Annotated in this window: 17 protein-coding genes and 2 tRNA genes; 6 read left to right on the plus strand and 13 right to left on the minus strand. The window is 65.9% G+C overall.

Annotation, left to right across the window (positions count from 1 at the left end; translation table 11 throughout):
• Positions 1-22: 22 nt before the first annotated feature.
• The 7 genes from ACWDTD_RS12980 to ACWDTD_RS13010 all read right to left on the minus strand — a co-directional run bounded on the left by ACWDTD_RS12980 (position 23) and on the right by ACWDTD_RS13010 (position 7,927).
• Positions 23-2,668, minus strand: a complete 2,646-nt coding sequence (locus ACWDTD_RS12980) for a valine--tRNA ligase (RefSeq protein ID WP_449747508.1) — start codon at positions 2,666-2,668, stop codon at positions 23-25.
• Entirely contained in the window at positions 2,665-3,297 is a 633-nt protein-coding gene (locus ACWDTD_RS12985) for a molybdenum cofactor guanylyltransferase (RefSeq protein ID WP_449747509.1), read from the minus strand. The genes ACWDTD_RS12980 and ACWDTD_RS12985 overlap by 4 nt, the downstream gene beginning before the upstream one ends.
• 66 nt (positions 3,298-3,363) lie before the next feature.
• On the minus strand, positions 3,364-4,644 hold the full coding sequence (gene clpX / locus ACWDTD_RS12990; protein ID WP_449747510.1) for an ATP-dependent Clp protease ATP-binding subunit ClpX: 1,281 nt from the start codon (positions 4,642-4,644) through the stop codon (positions 3,364-3,366).
• Between the two features lie 190 nt (positions 4,645-4,834).
• Positions 4,835-5,530, minus strand: coding sequence for an ATP-dependent Clp protease proteolytic subunit (locus ACWDTD_RS12995; RefSeq protein ID WP_449747511.1), 696 nt, complete (start codon positions 5,528-5,530; stop codon positions 4,835-4,837).
• A 59-nt stretch (positions 5,531-5,589) separates the two neighbouring features.
• Entirely contained in the window at positions 5,590-6,201 is a 612-nt protein-coding gene (locus ACWDTD_RS13000; protein ID WP_449747512.1) for an ATP-dependent Clp protease proteolytic subunit, read from the minus strand.
• Positions 6,202-6,364: 163 nt separating this feature from the next.
• Positions 6,365-7,750, minus strand: a complete 1,386-nt coding sequence (tig, locus tag ACWDTD_RS13005; RefSeq protein WP_449747513.1) for a trigger factor — start codon at positions 7,748-7,750, stop codon at positions 6,365-6,367.
• Between the two features lie 103 nt (positions 7,751-7,853).
• Positions 7,854-7,927 (minus strand) — tRNA-Pro (locus tag ACWDTD_RS13010).
• 200 nt (positions 7,928-8,127) lie between these two features.
• On the opposite strand from ACWDTD_RS13010, the gene ACWDTD_RS13015 reads away from it, so the two are divergent.
• Positions 8,128-8,198, plus strand: a tRNA-Gly gene (locus tag ACWDTD_RS13015).
• Between the two features lie 216 nt (positions 8,199-8,414).
• The gene (locus ACWDTD_RS13020) at positions 8,415-9,017 is read left to right on the plus strand and encodes a hypothetical protein (protein WP_449747514.1); all 603 of its coding nucleotides are present in this window, start codon (positions 8,415-8,417) and stop codon (positions 9,015-9,017) included.
• Between the two features lie 63 nt (positions 9,018-9,080).
• Here ACWDTD_RS13020 and ACWDTD_RS13025 read toward each other — a convergent pair whose 3' ends face one another.
• On the minus strand, positions 9,081-9,296 hold the full coding sequence (locus ACWDTD_RS13025; RefSeq protein WP_449747515.1) for a hypothetical protein: 216 nt from the start codon (positions 9,294-9,296) through the stop codon (positions 9,081-9,083).
• 226 nt (positions 9,297-9,522) lie between these two features.
• Between ACWDTD_RS13025 and ACWDTD_RS13030 the strand changes: the two genes are divergently transcribed.
• Together ACWDTD_RS13030 and ACWDTD_RS13035 are read left to right on the plus strand one after the other, a co-directional pair.
• Positions 9,523-10,230 (plus strand): L,D-transpeptidase, encoded by a 708-nt coding sequence (locus ACWDTD_RS13030; RefSeq protein WP_449747516.1) that lies wholly within the window; start codon positions 9,523-9,525, stop codon positions 10,228-10,230.
• 231 nt (positions 10,231-10,461) lie between these two features.
• Entirely contained in the window at positions 10,462-12,975 is a 2,514-nt protein-coding gene (locus ACWDTD_RS13035) for a glycogen/starch/alpha-glucan phosphorylase (protein ID WP_449747517.1), read from the plus strand.
• Positions 12,976-12,985: 10 nt separating this feature from the next.
• Here ACWDTD_RS13035 and sthA read toward each other — a convergent pair whose 3' ends face one another.
• Positions 12,986-14,431: a Si-specific NAD(P)(+) transhydrogenase gene (sthA, locus tag ACWDTD_RS13040; RefSeq protein ID WP_449747518.1), complete on the minus strand. Its 1,446-nt coding sequence runs from the start codon at positions 14,429-14,431 to the stop codon at positions 12,986-12,988.
• 60 nt (positions 14,432-14,491) lie between these two features.
• Entirely contained in the window at positions 14,492-15,394 is a 903-nt protein-coding gene (locus ACWDTD_RS13045; RefSeq protein WP_449747519.1) for a PE-PPE domain-containing protein, read from the minus strand.
• A gap of 224 nt (positions 15,395-15,618) precedes the next feature.
• On the opposite strand from ACWDTD_RS13045, the gene ACWDTD_RS13050 reads away from it, so the two are divergent.
• Complete coding sequence (locus tag ACWDTD_RS13050; RefSeq protein ID WP_449747520.1) at positions 15,619-15,759, plus strand: hypothetical protein; 141 nt, start codon at positions 15,619-15,621, stop codon at positions 15,757-15,759.
• A gap of 28 nt (positions 15,760-15,787) precedes the next feature.
• On the opposite strand, the gene ACWDTD_RS13055 is transcribed toward ACWDTD_RS13050, so the two are convergent.
• Both ACWDTD_RS13055 and ACWDTD_RS13060 read right to left on the minus strand, forming a co-directional pair.
• A complete protein-coding gene (locus ACWDTD_RS13055) occupies positions 15,788-16,591 on the minus strand; it encodes an Fpg/Nei family DNA glycosylase (RefSeq protein WP_449747521.1) in 804 nt (267 codons plus the stop codon).
• 36 nt (positions 16,592-16,627) lie between these two features.
• Positions 16,628-17,101 (minus strand): ribose-5-phosphate isomerase, encoded by a 474-nt coding sequence (locus ACWDTD_RS13060; RefSeq protein ID WP_449747522.1) that lies wholly within the window; start codon positions 17,099-17,101, stop codon positions 16,628-16,630.
• A 22-nt stretch (positions 17,102-17,123) separates the two neighbouring features.
• On the opposite strand from ACWDTD_RS13060, the gene ACWDTD_RS13065 reads away from it, so the two are divergent.
• Positions 17,124-18,131, plus strand: coding sequence for a M48 family metallopeptidase (locus ACWDTD_RS13065; protein WP_449747523.1), 1,008 nt, complete (start codon positions 17,124-17,126; stop codon positions 18,129-18,131).
• Between the two features lie 48 nt (positions 18,132-18,179).
• Here the strand turns inward: ACWDTD_RS13065 and ACWDTD_RS13070 are convergent, their stop codons facing one another.
• The gene (locus ACWDTD_RS13070) at positions 18,180-18,785 is read right to left on the minus strand and encodes a DsbA family oxidoreductase (RefSeq protein ID WP_449747524.1); all 606 of its coding nucleotides are present in this window, start codon (positions 18,783-18,785) and stop codon (positions 18,180-18,182) included.
• Positions 18,786-18,870 lie beyond the last annotated feature (85 nt).

Genomic DNA, 18,870 nt, shown 5'->3' on the forward strand with positions numbered 1-18,870 from the left:
TCGTTGTCGGTGTTGTCGTCGGTCACGATCCGCCCAACGCGGCCAGCTTGGCACCGAGCCGTTCGACCTCTTCGGTCGCGACCTGCTGGCGGTCACGAATCTTGGCGACCACCTGATCGGGCGCCTTGGCCAGGAACTGCTCGTTACCGAGCTTCGCGGTGGTCTGCGCGAGTTCCTTCTCCGCGGCGGCGAGATCCTTGGCGGCGCGTTTGCGTTCGGCCTCCACATCCACACTGCCGGAGGTGTCGATGCGGACGGTCACCGTCGCCGCCGACAACCGGACGTCGACGGTGGCGGTTGCCGCAAACCCCTCGCCCGCCGGGTCGAGGCGCGCCAGCGAATCCAGGTATGCCCTCGACGCGGTGAGTCCGGCGGCCTCGAGGCCGTCGATCTCGGCGCTGACCCGCTGGCCGGGACGCAGCCCCTGATCGCTGCGGAACCGGCGCACCTCGGTGACGAGCCGCTGCAGGTCGTCGATGTGGGTGACGGCGGCGGGATCGGCGCGCACACCCGAGGGTTGCGGCCAGGCGGCGATCACCAGCGACTCACCGCCGGTCAACGCCTTCCACAGCACCTCCGTGACGAACGGCATCACCGGCGAAAGCGCCCGCAGCAGCGGATCGAGCACCGCACCGAGAACGAGTCGTGTTGTGTGCGCACGTGTTTCGTCATCCTCGGCGAACTGCACCTTGGCCAGTTCGAGATACCAGTCACAGAACTCGTCCCAAGCGAAGTGGTAGAGCGCCTCGCATGCCTTGGAGAATTCGTAGGAGTCGAAACCCGCATCCACCTCGGCGAGCACCTCGTCGAGGCGCTGCAGAATCCAGCGGTCGGCCACGGTGAGTTCGGCCGCCTGCGGCAACTCCCCGGTGGTGGCGCCGTTCATCATCGCGAAGCGGGTGGCGTTGAACAGCTTGGTCGCGAAGTTGCGTGACGACGAGGCGTGGTCCTCGCCCACCGAGAGGTCGGCGCCCGGGTTCGCGCCGCGGGCCAGGGTGAAGCGCAACGCGTCGGCCCCGAAGCGCTCGACCCAGTCGAGCGGGTCGATGCCGTTGCCCCGCGATTTCGACATCTTGCGTCCGTGTTCGTCACGCACGAGGCCGTGCAGGAGCAAATTGTGGAACGGGACCTCATTGCCCGGTGCCATCCGCTTGCCGACGAAGGTGCCGAACATCATCATGCGCGCCACCCAGAAGAACAGGATGTCGTAGCCGGTGACGAGAACCGATGTGGGATAGAACTTTTCGAGGTCGGGGGTCTCATCCGGCCAGCCGAGCGTGGAGAACGGCCACAGTCCCGAGGAGAACCACGTGTCGAGCACGTCGGTTTCCTGCGTGTACCCGGCGGGCGCTTCCTCGCCGGGGCCCAGGCACACCACCTCACCGTCGGGGCCGTACCAGATGGGGATGCGGTGTCCCCACCACAACTGTCGCGAGATGCACCAGTCGTGCATGTCGTCGACCCACGCGAACCAGCGCGGTTCCATCGACGTGGGGTGGATGACGGTCGATCCGTCGCGCACCGCATCGCCTGCGGCCTTCGCCAGTGACTCCACCTGCACCCACCACTGCATCGAGAGGCGGGGTTCGATCGGTTCACCGGTGCGCTCGGAATGTCCGACGCTGTGCAGGTAGGGCCGGATCTCCTTGACGATCCGCCCCTGCTCGGCCAGCGCCTCACGGATCTTGACGCGCGCCTCGAAGCGGTCCATACCGTCGAACACGGTGCCGGTGCCGGCGATGCGCGCCGACTCGTCGAGGATCGTGGGCATCGCCAGTCCGTGCCGCTGACCGATCGCGAAGTCATTGGGGTCGTGGGCGGGCGTGATCTTGACCGCTCCGCTGCCGAACTCGGGGTCGACGTAGTCGTCGGCGATGACCGGGATCGTGCGGTCGACGAAGGGATGGTCGAGTTCGGTGCCGATCAGGTGCGCATAGCGCTCGTCGTCGGGGTGGACGGCGATCGCGGTGTCGCCGAGCATCGTCTCGAGCCGGGTGGTGGCCACCACGATGTGCGGTTGCGCGTCGTCGAGCGAACCGTAGCGGAAGCTGACCAGTTCACCTTCAACATCGGCGTAGCTGACCTCGATGTCGCTCACCGCCGTCTTCAGCACCGGCGACCAGTTGACGAGTCGTTCGGCCCGATAGATCAGGCCCTCGTCGTAGAGCTGTTTGAACACGGTCTGCACCGCACGGGAGAGGCCCTCGTCCATGGTGAAGCGTTCGCGGGTCCAGTCGACGCTGTCGCCGAGGCGCCGCATCTGTTCACCGATGTTGCCGCTGATCTCGGCCTTCTCGGTCCACACCCGCTCGATGAACACGTCACGGCCGAGGTCGTCGCGGGTGAGACCCTCGTCGGCCAGCTTGCGCTCCACCATCGTCTGCATCGCGATCGCGGCGTGGTCCATGCCGGGCAGCCACAGCACCTCGAATCCCCGCATGCGGGCGCGCCGGCTGAGGGTGTCCATCAGGACGTGCTCGTAGGCGTGCCCCATGTGCAGCGAACCGTTGACGTTCGGCGGCGGGATGACGATCGAGAATGCGGGTTTGTCGCTGGTGGCGTCGGCGGTGAAGTAACCCGCGTCCACCCAGTCCTGATACAACCGGGATTCGTGTTCGGCCGGATCCCAGGACTTCGGCAGCGACGAGGTCGAGTCGGGAGTGATCACCCCACAATCTTAGGGAACGCCGGTGCCGCGACCCGTAGCCGGTGGACGTCCTCGGGGGCGTTGACGTTGGTCAGCCAGTCCGGCTCACTCACCGCGACCCGGTGGGTGGCCAGCGCATCGAGTGCCGCGGTCATCCGGCGCTCGCCGGAGTCCACCAATCGCGTGACCACCGACGCATCCGAGGTGCGGTAGATGCCGGCCATCGGATGGTCCCGGCCGGCCTCACGTGCCACCACCACTCCGGTGGACTCGGTGACCCCGCGTGCGAGTTCGTCGATGAGTTCCGGGGAGATCAGCGGCATGTCGGTGGCGCAGACGAACGCCAGTGCCCGACCGGCACCGTGGGCCGCGTGCAGCCCCGCGGCGAGCCCGGCCAGCGGGCCGGCGCCCAGTTCCTCGTCGGTGACCCAGATCGCCTCGGGCCCACCGGTCCCCTTCAGCAATCGGTAGGCGGGTGACGATTCGGCAGCCACCACGAAGACGGGATCACAGCGCTGGGCGAGTACTCCGACGATTCGGGCGAGCATCGGTTCGCCGTCCCAGTCCATTGCCGCCTTGTCGGAACCCATGCGGCGCGAACGCCCGCCCGCCAGCACGATTCCCGCCATCTGCCCGTGTGTGTCAGTCATACGACCAGTGTCGGTGACAGCACCGCATTGGGGCGTCGGGTTGACGAAATCCGGCGTGGGCGCCGGTCAGGCGCTCTTGTCGCGGCGCTCGCTGGAACTGTCGGTGCGCGGCACGATGGTCGGCAACACATTGTCGTTGACGGTCTCGGCCGTCACGACGACCTTCTCGACGTCGTCGCGGCTCGGGATGTCGTACATCACCGGCAGCAGAACCTCTTCCATGATGGCGCGCAGCCCGCGTGCACCGGTACCGCGGTGGATGGCCTGATCGGCGATCGCCTCGAGTGCGTCGTGGGAGAACTCGAGTTCCACGTTGTCCATCTCGAACAGCTTGGTGTACTGCTTCACCAGCGCATTCTTGGGCGTGGACAGGATGCTGACCAGCGACTCCTTGTCCAGGTTGGTCACCGAGGCCACCACCGGCAGGCGGCCGATGAACTCGGGGATCAACCCGAACTTGATCAGGTCCTCGGGCATCACGTCGGCGAAGTGGTCGGTGGTGTCCACGTCGTCGCGGCTGGCGACCTCGTTGCCGAAACCGATGCCGCGCTTGCCGATTCGTTCGGAGATGATCTTCTCGAGGCCCGCGAACGCACCCGCCACGATGAACAGCACGTTGGTGGTGTCGATCTGGATGAACTCCTGATGCGGATGCTTGCGCCCACCCTGCGGCGGCACCGACGCCTGGGTGCCCTCGAGGATCTTCAGCAGCGCCTGCTGCACACCCTCGCCCGACACGTCGCGCGTGATCGACGGGTTCTCGCTCTTCCGGGCGATCTTGTCGACCTCGTCGATGTAGATGATGCCGGTCTCGGCGCGTTTCACGTCGTAGTCGGCGGCCTGGATCAGCTTCAGCAGGATGTTCTCCACATCCTCGCCGACGTAGCCGGCCTCGGTGAGGGCGGTGGCGTCGGCGATCGCGAACGGCACGTTGAGCATCTTCGCGAGGGTCTGCGCCAGGTAGGTCTTGCCGCAGCCGGTGGGGCCGAGCATCAGGATGTTCGACTTCGCGAGTTCGACCGTCTCGCCGGTCCGCGAGTCTTTCTTCTCCCCCGCCTGAATCCGCTTGTAGTGGTTGTAGACCGCCACCGCGAGTGTCCGCTTGGCGGTGTCCTGTCCGATCACGTAGTTCTCGAGGAAGTCGCGGATCTCCGCGGGCTTCGGGAGTTCGTCGAGTTTCACATCGCCGTTCTCGGCGAGCTCTTCCTCGATGATCTCGTTGCACAGGTCGATGCACTCGTCGCAGATGTACACGCCGGGACCGGCGATGAGCTTCTTGACCTGCTTCTGGCTCTTACCGCAGAACGAGCACTTGAGCAGATCGCCACCGTCTCCGATTCGCGCCATCTCGTGCTGTACCTACTTCCTCGTTGTGTCGTGTTTCCGTTGTGGTCACCCGGACGTCGCCGCAACAGAAGCCTTCGGCGGGCTGACGGACAAGGCGAACTCACCCGTATGTGACACGACCGATAGTCCGACGGTACCCGGGCGTCGGGAGAACTTCGACCGGTAAAGACAAATGTCGCGGGCGTGTCGCCTATTTCTTGAGCGACTTCTTCCGATACTCGAACACCTCGTCCACGATGCCGTATTCCTTGGCGGCGTCGGCGGTGAGAATGTTGTCGCGGTCGGTGTCCTTGCGGATCTTGTCCGGCGCCTGTCCCGTGTGATGGGCCAGGATCTCGTCGAGCCGATTGCGGATCCGCTCGATCTCGGCGGCCTGGATCTCCAGGTCGGACACCTGTCCCTGATAGGCCCCGCCGGTGCGCGGCTGATGGATCAGGATGGTGGCGTTGGGCAGCGCCGCACGCTTGCCCGGAGTGCCACCGGCCAGCAGGATCGCGGCGGCCGACGCGGCCCCACCCAGGCACACCGTGACGATGTCGCAGTGCACGTACTGCATCGTGTCGTAGATGGCGAGCATGTCGGGCACGCTGCCGCCGGGCGAGTTGATGTACATGGTGATGTCACGGTCGGGGTCCTGCGACTCGAGCACCAGCAGCTGCGCCATGACGTCGTTGGCGACGGTCTGATCGATCGGGGTGCCGACGAAGACGATGCGCTCTTCGAACAGCTTCGCGTACGGGTCGTACTGGCGCTGACCGTTCGGGGTGTGCTCGATGAATTGGGGAAGGATGTAGCGGGCCTCGATCCCCTTGACCGCGAGGGCGGCCGCGGGGATTCCGGCGGCGACGTCGGCGGGCAGCGAGTTGAGGAAGCTGGCGGGGGTCATGGCATGCTCCGTGAGGTTGGTGCGAGCGGGGACAACGGACGACCGGGCGGGTTCACGCATCACGCGGGGGTCACCGCCGTCGGACGTGTGATCACGTGATCGACGATCCCGTAGTCCTTCGCCTCGGCCGCGGTGAACCACTTGTCGCGGTCGGCGTCGGCCTCGATCTTCTCCAGCGGCTGGCCGGTGTGTTCGGCGTTGAGCCGGTTCATCTCCTTCTTGGTGGCCGCGAACTGCTCGGCCTGGATGGCGATGTCGGCTGCGGTGCCGCCGATACCCGCCGACGGCTGGTGCATCATGATGCGCGCGTGCGGCAACGCGTGACGCTTACCCGGGGCTCCGGCGGCCAGCAGGAACTGTCCCATCGACGCGGCCATGCCCATCGCGAAAGTCGCCACATCGCATTCGGCGAGTTCCATCGTGTCGAAGATGGCCATGCCCGCGGTGACCGATCCGCCCGGCGAGTTGATGTAGAGGTTGATGTCGCGGGTCGGGTCTTCGGCCGACAGCAGCAGGATCTGTGCGCACAGCCGGTTGGCGATGTCGTCGTCGACCTGGGTGCCGAGGAAGATGATGCGTTCACGCAGCAGCCGCTCGAACACCGAGTCGCTCAGGTTCAGCCCGGCGACTCCTGAACTCATCGAGGGTGTGTGGATGGTCGGCTTGCTCACGGTTCCCGCCTTGTCTGTGGTCGTCGTCTTGTCCTCACCGACACTAACCAATCGGTCGCGGCAGACACTCCCGAGGACACGCTGCTTCGCTGAGAGCAGAACAGCCGGACCCGGGACGGCCCGGATCCGGCTGTGCTGAGGTGTCCTTCGCGATGCCCCGGGGTCAGACGTCCTTGCTGTCGTCGGTGTCCGTGTCGGCCTCGGCGGCCTCGTCGGCGTCGACCTCGTCGGCGGTACCGAAGAACTCGGTGGTCGAGACGGGGTCACCGTTGGAGTCGGTGACGGTCACCTCGCCGACGATGCTCGCGAGCGCCTTGCCGCGCCGGACGTCGGCGTACACCGCGCCCACCTGATTGGCCTGGGTGAGCTGCTGGATGAACTCCTGCGGTGCCATCCCGTAGCGCTGCGCCTGGAACAGGATCTGCTGGGTGAGCTCATCCTGGCTGACCTCGGTGTCCTGCTGTTCGGCGATCGCATCGAGCAGCAGTTGGGTGCGTACCGACTTCTCCGCGGACTCGCGCGCATCGGCCTCGAACTTCTCGCGGGTGGTGCCCTGGGCCTCGAGGAGCTGGGCGAGCACGGCCTCGTCGTGGCCGATGCTGTGCAGCACCTGTTCGAGCTGACCGTCGACCTCGGCGGCGACGACGTTCTCGGGCAGCGGGATGTCGACGGTGTCGAGCAGCTTCTCGAGCACGGCGTCACGGATCGCGTTGGCCTGCTCGGCCTTCTTCGACTGCTCGACACGCTCGGCGATCGACTCGCGCAGTTCGTCGACGGTGTCGAACTCGCTGGCCATCTGGGCGAACTCGTCGTCGAGGTCGGGCAGCTCGCGCTCCTTGACCGAGTTCACCGTGACGGTGACGTCGGCGTCCTCGCCGGCGTGGTCCCCCGCGACGAGCTTGGTGCTGAACACCTTGGTGTCGCCGGTGGTCATGCCGACCAGCGCCTCATCGAGGCCGTCGATGAGCTGTCCGGAGCCCACCTCGTGCGACAACCCCTCGGTCGACGCCTCCTCGACGGGTTCGCCGTCGACGCTGGCGGCGAGGTCGATGGAGACATGGTCGCCGTCCTGCGCGCCGCGTTCGACACCGGTGAGGGTGCCGAACCGGGCGCGCAGCCCCTCGAGTTGCTCGTCGATGGCGGTCTCGTCATCGGCCAGCGCGTCCACCTCGACGGCGAGCGTCGAATAGTCGGGAAGCTCGATCTCGGGCCGGACGTCGACCTCTGCGGTGAAGGTGATGCTCTCGCCGTACTTGAGCTCGGAGAGGTCGATCTCGGGCTGACCGATCGCCTTGGTGTCGGTTTCGGCGACGGCCTCCGAGTACTTACCCGGCAGCGCCTCGTTGACAACCTGGGCGAGGATCGAATCGCGCCCCACCCGGGCCTCGATCAGTTTTGCCGGAGCCTTGCCCGGGCGGAAACCCGGAATCCGGATCTGCTGGGCCAGCGACCGGTACGCCCGGTCGAAATCGCCCGAAAGTTCGTCGAAGGGGACCTCGACATTGAGCTTCACCCGGGTCGGGCTCAGTTGCTCGACGGTGCTCTTCACGCCTGAATGCTCCTTATATCTGCTTGTCGTGACGTCTACGGTGTCCGAGTGTCGTCAGACGCCCGCGCGATCCCGTGACGTACGGACGGCTTTCCATCTCGAGTCGGGATGACAGGATTTGAACCTGCGACCCTCCGCTCCCAAAGCGGATGCGCTACCAAGCTGCGCCACATCCCGGCGGGCCCACCAGGTCTCCGAGCGCGTCGAGATCAGCGCACGAACAGGGCCAACGAACGATAGTACGTGGCGGCGCCCGTACCACCGAATTCGCCTCCGCCGTTTCACCGGCCCGATCCCGCGAAACGGCCGCGGCAGCGATTTCGGATCCGACGCACTCACCGGGTACAGTCACATGCGCTGCGCCGCGAGGCGCGCACGCGGGTGTAGCTCAATGGTAGAGCCCTAGTCTTCCAAACTAGCTACGCGGGTTCGATTCCCGTCACCCGCTCGCTCGGGACGCCAGGCCAGAGAATCCTTCTCGGCCTGGCGTTTTCGATTCCGGCCCCGGTTGCCGATCTTCTCCTCACCCGCCACGCGAGTACCGGACGCCGGCCTGCGGGCTCGCTCCGCGCCACATCGAGTAGAGATCCACTCGTGTATGAGACCGCCATCGGGGCCGACCATCGTGTCGAATCCGATTCGTCGAACACGCAAGGAGTCGATCATGAGCAGCGGGATCAAACGTCGTACCCGGGCACCACGGGTGCGCGCGTCGATGGAATTCGGCACGGGCCACGCCCTGCAACTCCTCGAGTTCGATTCGGGGATGCGGGCCACCGTGGAGATGGGGCAGGCCGTCGAACAGATCCCGGCACGGCCGAGCCAGATCGCCCCTCCGACAGACGTGGCATCCGAGGAGGCAGGCGAACGCACGGGCAGCGACGGTGACGGCATCGGCGTCTTCACTTCCGGCGAACAGCAGTGGTTTCGCAACACCTTCTGCAACGGTTCGCAGTCGTGCGTTCAGGGCTGGGACTGGGCTGTGTGCGGAACGCAGTGGGGGGTCAACGCCGCCACCGGTATCGCCATGGTCGGTTCGGAGGGAACACGGAACGCGACCTTCACCGTCAGCATGTGGGAGTGCGTGTGCGTGGGACCGTTCTGCATCGGCGGGCACGACTGCTACTGGGTTGAACAGTGGAAGGGCCTGGTCATCCCCGGCCATTGGCTCTCACTGCGTACCACCGCCTCGGATGCGTCCTACCTGCGGTGGGACCTGACCGGGGCGGGTGGCAACACACAGGTGAGCCTCTGCGCGCAGTACTGACGCGACCCACATCCCACGGTGGTGTGATCCAGGCCACAATCGGCGTAATCTCGGGTCATGTCGTCAAGTCACATCAAGAGTCAGCGCAAGTGCCCGACCTGCGGCGCCCACATGTTCGTCCGCAAGGACGTCGTGCGATCCGATGAAGGACACCAGCGGATCGACGTGATGCTCGTCTGTCGCGACGAGTCGTGCGCCGAACCCGCGGTCCACCTCCGCACGGAGCATCCGCAACCCGCATGAGTGGCGGTCACGCCGCGACGAGATCACCGGGTTCATCGATTCCACTGTGACGGTTGTCACATCAATTCGCGATACACGACGCCACCTTTGGTTTTGAGATTCCGCAGCGCCGATGTGCGACAGCGATCTCCGCGAGAGGACTCCCGGTCTTTGGACCGAAGGCAACGGTTGTGTAACGATGGGATCGCGGCGCAGCATGAGCGCGCGCCCGCTAATGTCCCGACAGCCTCCTTGTCCCGACAGCGAAGGTCCGAGAACTTCCGTGCTGAACATCAACCCGTCACACCGCAACCGTCGTGGGATCGCCCGTCGTTTCGTCGCGACCGTGATCAGCGTTGTGGCCGTCGCACTGGCGCTGCCCGCCATCGCCCAGGCCACTCCGGTCACCGTCATCCCGGGTCTGCCCCCCGTCGAGGTGCCCAACGTGCCGGGTCTGCCGACCCCGCCCACCCCGACCCCGCCGACGACCCCCAAGCCGACGCCGAAGCCGCAGCCGCCGGCCACCACCGAGGAGACCCCGGGCGTCCCGGCGATCCCGAACGTCAAGACCTCGACCGGCTGGATCGCGCTGGCCTCCGACAAGGACCACACCATCTACTGGTGGAAGGACGGCAAGTTCGTCAAGTCGATGCCGATCTCGATGGGCTCCGATGCGCATCCGACCCCCAACGGCGTCTACTACACCCGCGAGAAGTACCAGCACATCGTGATGGACTCCTCCACCTACGGCGTGCCGGTTGATTCCCCCGAGGGTTATCGCACCGACGTCTACTGGGCGACCCGCATGTCGTCGGACGGCATCTTCATCCATGCCGCACCGTGGTCGGTGGCCCAGCAGGGTAAGAGCAACGTGAGCCACGGCTGCATCAACGTCAGCACCGAGAACGGCCAGTGGGTGTACAACACCATCCCGCAGGGCAGCCCGATCGTGGTGCGCGGCACGGTCGGCGGTCGGTACGACGGCAACTGACGCCTCCGCACATTCGACGTCACCCCGTCGGCCGATTCGGCCGGCGGGGTGACGCCTTTCTGTCCCCTGTCCAGGGGTCGCACATCACCCCGGATTCACTGTGTGAGCTGCCGGTATCCACACATTCGGTTGCAGTTAACGTCGGCGACGCCGACCGCACGCCGCCTGTAATACGAGAGTGACAAACTTGCCTGTCCGCAGACCCACGTCGGGTCGGCCCGCGACCAGGAGATGCCAGTGACCGACACCGCTCGCCCCATTGCCGAGGACGCCACCGTGACCGGCCCGACCGGTCAGACGCGCACCGGAATGACGGTGGCGGCGCTCAAAGCCGCCGTTTCCGATCACCTCACCTACTCCATCGCCCGCCCCGCGGCGGTCCTCGGCCCCGAACACTATTACCGCGCTTTGTCACTCGCGGTTCGCGATCGCATGCAGCAGCGGTGGATGTCGACAACGCAGGACTGGCTCGACCTGTCGAACAAGGTGACCTGCTACCTGTCGGCGGAGTTCCTGATGGGTCCGCAGCTCGGCAACAACCTCCTCAACCTCAACATCGAGGACGAAGCCCGGGCGGCGCTGGCCGATCTCGGCCAGGACCTCGACGAGGTGATCGCCTGCGAACCCGAGCCCGGGCTGGGTAACGGCGGCCTCGGTCGGCTGGCCGCCTGCTATCTCGATTCACTGGCCACGCTGGAACGGCCGTCCATCGGCTACGGCATCCGCTATGAGTTCGGCATCTTCAAGCAGGAGATCAGCGACGGCTGGCAGATCGAGAAGACCGACAACTGGCTGGCGCACGGTAACCCCTGGGAGATCGAGAAACCCGATGCCAGCTACTTCGTCAACTGGGGTGGGCACACCGAGCAGTACGAAGATGTGTCGGGCAAGCTCCGGGTGCGCTGGGTGCCCGGGCGCGTGCTCAAAGGCACTTCGTTCGACACTCCGGTACAGGGCTACGGCGTCAACACGTGCAACACCCTCACCCTGTGGAGTGCCCGCGCCGTCGAATCCTTCGCCCTCGACGCCTTCAACACCGGCGACTTCTACAAGGCCGTCGACGACGAGGTGGTGTCGGAGACCGTCTCGAAGGTGCTCTACCCCAACGACGAACCCGAGGCGGGTAAACGGCTCCGGCTGTTGCAGCAGTACTTCTTCGTGACGTGCTCGCTGCAGGACATTCTGCGCATCCACATCGAACGTGCTCACCTCACCCTCGCCGACCTTCCGAACAAGTGGGCCATCCAGCTCAACGACACCCACCCGTCGATCGCGGTGGCCGAGCTGATGCGACTGCTCATCGATGAGCACAAACTGCCGTGGGACGAGGCCTGGGATCTGACCGTCGCCACCTTCGGCTACACCAACCACACGCTGTTGCCGGAGGCATTGGAAACCTGGTCGCTGCGGATCTTCGCCGAGGCGTTGCCGCGACATCTGGAACTGATCTACGAGATCAACGACCGGTTCCTCGCCGAGGTCCGCGAGAGGTTCCCCGACGACGAGGACAGGGTCCGCCGGATGTCGCTGATCGGCGAAGAGGGCGGCAAGAGCGTCCGGATGGCGCATCTGGCCACCGTCGGCAGTCATGCGGTCAACGGGGTCGCAGAGTTGCATTCGGAGCTGCTCAAGCAGAGCGTTCTTCACGACTTCTACGAGATGTGGCCCGAGCGGTTCGGCAACGTCACCAACGGCGTGACGCCGCGGCGATTCCTGGCCCTGTCGAACCCGGGTCTGCGTGAACTGCTCGACGAGACCATCGGCGAGGGCTGGCTGACCGACCTGGATCGGCTGCGCGGTCTCGAAACCCATGCCGACGATCCGTCGTTCCGCGAGCGTTGGCGTGCGGTGAAGCGCGACAACAAGGGGCGGCTGGCCGAGTACGTCCACGGTGTCACCGGCATCGAGCTCGATCCCACCTGGATGTTCGACGTCCAGGTCAAGCGCATCCACGAGTACAAACGACAGCACCTCAACGCGCTGCACATCGTCAGCATGTATCAGCAGCTCAAGAACAACCCGGGCATGACGATCCCGCCGCGGGTGTACATCTTCGGCGGCAAAGCGGCACCGGGATACTTCTTCGCGAAGCGGATGATCAAGTTGATCACCGCCATCGGCGACACCGTGAACTCCGATCCGGTGGTGAACAGGTACATGAAGGTGGTGTTCCTACCCAACTTCAACGTGCAGAACGCCCACCTCGTCTACCCGGCCGCCAACCTGTCCGAACAGATCTCCACGGCAGGTAAGGAGGCCTCGGGCACCGGCAACATGAAGTTCATGATCAACGGCGCACTGACCATCGGCACGCTCGACGGTGCCAACGTGGAGATCCGTGAGGAAGCCGGCGCGGAGAACTTCTTCCTGTTCGGGCTGACCGAGGATCAGGTGGAGAGCGTCAAGCGCGACGGGTATCGGCCGATGTCGTACATCGAGAGCGATCCCGAACTGGCGTCGGTACTCGAGTTGATCGCCTCGGGTCACTTCACCCACGGCGACACCGAGATCCTGCGCCCCGTCGTCGACAACCTCGTCTTCGACGACCCGTTCCTGGTGCTCGCCGACTACCGCTCCTACATGGAGTCCCAGGCCGCGGTCGGCGAGGCCTGGCTCGACCACGACCGCTGGTCGAGGATGTCGATCCTCAATTCGGCGCGCAGCGGCAAGTTCTCGTCGGATCGTGCCATCGCCGAGTACTGCACGGACATCTGGAATGTCACTCCGATGAACGTGACCCTGTAGAACAGGGCCGCTAGACCGGCGCCCCGGCGTCGAGACCCAGTTGCTTGCCCTCGGCGCGTACCCGCGCGATCGCCCGCATCTTGTTCGACGCGTCGAGGGCGGCCACCTTGTAGCCCTCGGCCAGGGTGGGATAGTTGAACACCGCATCCACCAGGTAGTCGACGGTGCCGCCCAGGCCCATCACGGTCTGACCGATGTGGACGAGTTCGGCGGCATTGCTGCCGAAGGCGTGCACACCGAGGAGCGTGCGGTCTTCGGCGTGCACGAGCAGCTTGAGCATGCCGTAGGAGTCGCCCATGATCGCGCCGCGGGCAAGTTCACGGTAGCGGGCGACGCCCACCTCGAACGGGATGTTGTCGGCGGTGAGCTGATCCTCGGTGCGGCCGACGAAACTGATCTCGGGGATCGCGTAGATGCCGATCGGCTGCATCGTCATGTCGGTGTCCCCCACCGGTTCGCCGAAGGCATGGTAGGCGGCGCGCCGCCCCTGTTCCATCGACGTCGCCGCCAGCGCCGGAAAACCGATGATGTCGCCGACGGCATAGATGTGCTCCACGTCGGTGCGGAAGTTCTCGTCGACGCTGAGCCGACCGCGCTTGTCGGCCACCAGACCGGCAGCCTCGACCTTGAGTTCGTCGGAAACACCTTGTCGCCCAGCCGAATACAGCACCGTGTCGGCGGGGATCTTCTTGCCCGACGCCAAGATGGTCAGCGTCCCGGAGGGATGGGTCTCCACGGTGTTGACCTGCTCGCCGAAGCGGAAGGTCACCCCGCGCTCACGTAGCTGATACTGCAGCGCCTCCACGATCTCCCGGTCGCAGAAGTCGAGCATTGCCGGACGCTGTTCGATCACGGTCACCTTGGTGCCCAGTGCGGCAAACATGGAGGCGTATTCGATGCCGATCACACCGGCCCCCACCACCACCATCGAACTCGGTACGCGGTCGAGATCGAGAATCTGGTCGGAATCGACCACCGTGACACCGTCGAACTCGACGGTCGAGGGCCGGGCGGGCCGGGTTCCCACCGCCACGACGAACTTGTCGGCTCGGACACGTTTGAGGTCGCCGGTCGCGTCCTCGATCGCGATCTCGTGCGGATCGACGAAGAACGCACTGCCGATGAGCATGGTGACGTTGTTGCGCGCCAACTGATTCTGGATGATGTCGATTTCCTTGCCGACCACGTGCATGGTCCGCGCCGACAGGTCACCGACCGTGATGTCGGACTTCACCCGGTACGACTGCCCGTACATATCCCGCTGATTGAGGCCGGTCAGATACAGTACGGCCTCCCGGAGCGTCTTCGACGGGATGGTGCCGGTATTGATACACACCCCGCCCACCATGTCGCGACGTTCCACGATCGCCGCCCTCTTGCCGAGCTTCGCGGCAGCGATGGCCGCCTTCTGCCCGGCCGGTCCGGACCCGATGACAACGATGTCGAAATGATCCACGTGCACGTCTTTCCGCTGGAGTTCACCGATGGCCGCCCATCGGGCCTAGATCAGTGTCGCTCAGCGGGGAGTTTCGCACGACTCGAGACGCGAATATCCGTCGAACGTCGCGATCACCTGCAACCAGCGCGCAAGCGCCTGACAGCCCGTGGTGTCGGGATCGGTCACCGACCGCCGATACGGCTCGGACCGATAGGAGGTGTGCCGTCCGCCGGACGGATTGCGTATCACCAGACTGCGCCAGACGATCAGCGCGGGCAGATACCGGCGCGCGGACCAATAGGCCGCACGCAGTCTGGTGGCGTCGCGACGCCACTGGGCCGGCGAGATCGAGGTTCGAGCGGCGTTCTGAAAAGCGTTGTCGCGCAGCGTCTGCCACATGTGGCGAAGCCACGCGACCGGACTGTGGAATTCCATTGCCCCGGTCAGATCGGCGACGTCGCGGATGAGTGAGTCGGGTTCTGCATTGCAGATCATGTCGTCGGCGGTACCCACCCACCAGGCCGGCACCGACGACGGGAGCGACGGTCCCGCGCCGGCCACGCCCCATCCATCACATCCCGGTACCACGCCCGGGGGCTGGTGGGGGTCGGCCACGAATCCGAAGGCGCACAGCCTGTGCAGGCCAGGGTCGGCACGTGCGGACAGGTTGTGCGCGAAGGTGCGCACCACCACCGCGCCCTGGGAGTATCCGATCAGCACCACCGGCCCCTCGGTCGCGGCGAAGGCATCCGCCAGCCGACTCACGCCGATCTCGACGCTGCGTGCGTAACTGATCCCGATGCGTTGCGGCGCCGGCCCGTAACTGGCGGGGTATCCGACCCAGCGCGCGACGAACCGCTCATCGAGGTCGGCGGTCACCGACTCGAGCATGCCGGTCACCTCGGTGCGGGTGTCCCCGTCGAACGACTCGCCGGTGCCGCCCACGGCAAGCACGGTGATCGGGGCGGAGTCCGTGGGCATGAGCCCATTGTGGGTGGGCGCGGATGAGAGCGCCTGCGCACAACGCTGAACGTTGGCTGTGATCTGCGCCGAATGCGCGCTCAGCACGCAACAAAACGTTGGCCGAATCACATCCGACCAGGTTGATTAACACAAATGTAACGCGAACAATGGATTGAGACGGGGTTCCACTGAGCGGACCTCGACACAGCAAGACGAACGAAACCGAGAAAGCAGCAGTACCCATGTCTTTCGCACGCATCCGTGCACGCCTCATTCCCTCCGCACTCCAGCGCCGCCACCTCTACAGCCGCATCAACCGTCTCCCGGCCGGCACTCAGCGCGACGAGTTGCTCATCATGGCGCAGCGCGCCGAGAGCCACTGACCTCACCTTCGGCGCAACGGCGCCGCGTTCATCGCTGGCAGACCGGGCACCAGTACAGGTTGCGCCCCTCGAGATCGGCGACGGCCACGGGCGTGCCGCAGATGCGGCACGGCTCCCCCGCCCTCCGGTACACGTAGGTACGCGGCCGGTTCGGCGCATACGAACCCGGGCCGTGGTCGTCCTCGGGTCGCACCACATGAATGCGTCCGCGACGCACGCCCACCCGCATGAGTTCGACGAGATCGCACCAGATCGCATCGAACTCGTCGCGGGCGATTGTGCGGCCCGGTCGCATCGGGTCGATACCCGCGCGGAAGAGCACCTCGGCGCGGTAGACGTTGCCGACGCCGGCGATCACCTTCTGATCCATCAGCAGCGCACCCACCGGACGTCGTGACCGGGCGATCGCCTGCCAGGCGCGCTCCGGGTCCGCGTCGCTGCGCAACGGGTCGGGTCCCAGGCGCGCGGTGAGTGCGTCGAGGTCGGCGGGCGTGTAGAGCTCGCAGGCGGTCGGGCCCCGCAGGTCGACGCCGTACTCATCTCCCTCGATGCGTAGCCGCACCGCACCGACGGGCTCGGGCATCGGCACCGGCAGCTCCGTGAACGTGCCGTACAGACCGAGGTGCACGTGCACCAACTGGTGCCGGCGCCCGTCCCGGTAACGCTGCACGAGGTGCTTGCCCCACGCATCAGCGCCGGCGAAGATCATCCCGTCGATGAGGGCGGCGCCGTCGGCGAACCGTCCCTGAGGGCTGCTCGTGCGCACCCGTCGACCCCCGAACAACCGCTGCTGGCGCCGCGCGATGCGGTGCAGGGTGTGACCTTCGGGCACGGTGGCGGATCAAACCAGGACGGATTAGACCGCCGGTCAGGATTCCGGAAGGGCGGGTGCGACCCCGGTCTTCTCGTAATCGGCGAGGATGTCGATGCGCCGCTGGTGACGCGCCTCCCCCGACCACGGCGTGGTCACGAAGGCATCGACGATGGCGAGCGCCTCCTCGGTGGTGTGCATACGGCCGCCGATGCCGATCAGCTGTGCGTTGTTGTGCTGGCGCGCAAGCTGTGCGGTCTCCACGCTCCACGCGAGTGCGCAGCGCGCACCCTTGACCTTGTTGGCCGCGATCTGTTCACCATTCCCGCTGCCGCCCAGCACGATTCCCAGACTGCCCGGATCGTCGACAGTCCGTTGTGCGGCCGCGATGCAGAACGCCGGATAGTCGTCGAGGGCGTCGTAGACGTGGGCACCGCAGTCGATCACCTCGTGACCCGAACGGGTGAGATGGTCGGCGATCTGGGCCTTGAGTTCGAAACCGGCATGATCTCCACCGAGATAGACGCGCATGGCGTCACTATAGATTGGTGGCGTGGACGCCTCCTCGCCGATCCCCAATGTTCCCGGTGTGGCCGACGCCGACGACCCGGCCGCGCCGCCGTTCGACCCGAACCGACGGTGGCTCGCACCGGCCCGCTACGCGTCGAAACCGCGGTTGCACCCGTGGGAGATCCCGCTGCTGGTGCTGTTGATCCTGTTGACCGTCGTGGGATACGCGGTGATCGTGTTGCTGGTCATGCAGGGCAGCCTCAGTCAGTACGTGCTGCTGGTGCTGGCCCTGCCGCTGCTGTTGTTCCTCATCCGTGGCATCACCTACGCCTCGCCGCGGGTCAACGGCGTGCAGATGACTCCGACGCAGTTCCCCGAGGGCTACCGCATGGTGGTCGACGCGGCTGCGCGCTACGGACTCGAGTACGTACCCGACGCCTACGTGGTGCTCGGCAACGGCGCGATCAACGCATTCGCCTCCGGGCACGGTTTCCGCCGGTTCGTGGTGGTGAACTCCGACCTGTTCGAGATCGGCGGGCGATCCCGTGATCCCGACGCGCTGCGTTTCGTCATCGGACACGAGGTGGGCCATATCGCCGCCGGCCACGTGTCCTATTGGCGACTGCTGGCCACCGGCGTGGCCATGCGCATCCCCGTGCTCGGATCGGCGCTCTCACGCGCCCAGGAGTACACCGCCGACAATTTCGGGTACTACACCCAGCCGTCGGGAGCGCCGGGTGCCATCGGTGTGCTCTCGGCGGGCAAGTACATGCTCTCGGCCGTGGACTTCGATGAGTTCGCCGACCGCGCCACCCACGAGAAGGGCCCCTTCGTGTGGGTGGTGAATCTGTTGTCGACGCATCCGGTGCTCACGTGGCGGGCCGCGGCGCTGCGCGACCGCACTCGCGCCGGCGCCCTCTTCTTCCGGCCCCGCACGGTCGTGCGCGGTGCGGGCAGCGGCAACACCACACCGATCACCACGCCGCCGCCCCCGTCGGCGGTGCCGGCGGGATGGCTGCCCAACGGACTCGAACCACCCCCACGGATCTGACCCGGCGCGCCGGCACCGCGCGGTGCCGGCCGCCCGGATCGGTTGGCATCAGTCGAATGCGGGGTCTTCGTCGCGGCCGCGCTTGAGCTCGAAGAAGTGCGGGTAGGAGGCCATCGCCACCGCGCCGTCCCACACCATGCCCGCGGTCTCCCCGCGCGGAATCCGGGAGAGCACCGGACCGAAGAAGGCGACGCCGTTGACGTGGATGGTCGGGGTACCGACGTCCTCGCCCACCTTGTCCATACCTTCGTGATGGCTGCGGCGGATCTCCTCGTCGAATTCGGTGCTGTCGGCGGCCTTCGCCAGCGCGGGGTCGAGACCCACCTCGGCCAGTGCGGCGGCGATAACGTCGTCGAAATCCTTGTTGCCCTGGTTGTGAATACGCGTGCCCATCGCGGTGTAGAGGGGAAGCAGGATGTCATCGCCCTTCTGCGCTGCGGCCGCAGCCAGCACGCGCACGGGACGCCACGCATCCTTGAGGCCTTCCCGATAGTCGTCAGGGATGTCCTTGCCCTCGTTGAGCACGGCCAGACTCATGATGTGGAAGTTGACGTCGATGTCGCGGACCTGTTCGGCCTCGAGGATCCAACGAGACGTGATCCAGCACCAGGGGCAGAGCGGGTCGAACCAGAAGTCCACGCGATTTCCCGACATGTGTTCATCCTCTCGGTAGTCCGGCGCGTCGGGGTCACAATCGACTCTCGCGCCGCAACGGATCGGGACTCTGTTCGTCCCCTTC

Source organism: Gordonia sp. NPDC003425, assembly GCF_053588635.1.

Coding starts and splice junctions, on each gene's coding strand:
- ACWDTD_RS12985 (WP_449747509.1), bottom strand. CDS start 3,297: ATGACTGACACACACGGGCAGATGGCGGGAATCGTGCTGGCGGGCGGG.
- clpX (WP_449747510.1), bottom strand. CDS start 4,644: ATGGCGCGAATCGGAGACGGTGGCGATCTGCTCAAGTGCTCGTTCTGC.
- ACWDTD_RS12995 (WP_449747511.1), bottom strand. CDS start 5,530: ATGACCCCCGCCAGCTTCCTCAACTCGCTGCCCGCCGACGTCGCCGCC.
- ACWDTD_RS13020 (WP_449747514.1), top strand. CDS start 8,415: ATGAGCAGCGGGATCAAACGTCGTACCCGGGCACCACGGGTGCGCGCG.
- ACWDTD_RS13025 (WP_449747515.1), bottom strand. CDS start 9,296: ATGAACCCGGTGATCTCGTCGCGGCGTGACCGCCACTCATGCGGGTTG.
- ACWDTD_RS13035 (WP_449747517.1), top strand. CDS start 10,462: ATGCCAGTGACCGACACCGCTCGCCCCATTGCCGAGGACGCCACCGTG.
- ACWDTD_RS13045 (WP_449747519.1), bottom strand. CDS start 15,394: ATGCCCACGGACTCCGCCCCGATCACCGTGCTTGCCGTGGGCGGCACC.
- ACWDTD_RS13050 (WP_449747520.1), top strand. CDS start 15,619: ATGTCTTTCGCACGCATCCGTGCACGCCTCATTCCCTCCGCACTCCAG.
- ACWDTD_RS13060 (WP_449747522.1), bottom strand. CDS start 17,101: ATGCGCGTCTATCTCGGTGGAGATCATGCCGGTTTCGAACTCAAGGCC.
- ACWDTD_RS13070 (WP_449747524.1), bottom strand. CDS start 18,785: ATGTCGGGAAATCGCGTGGACTTCTGGTTCGACCCGCTCTGCCCCTGG.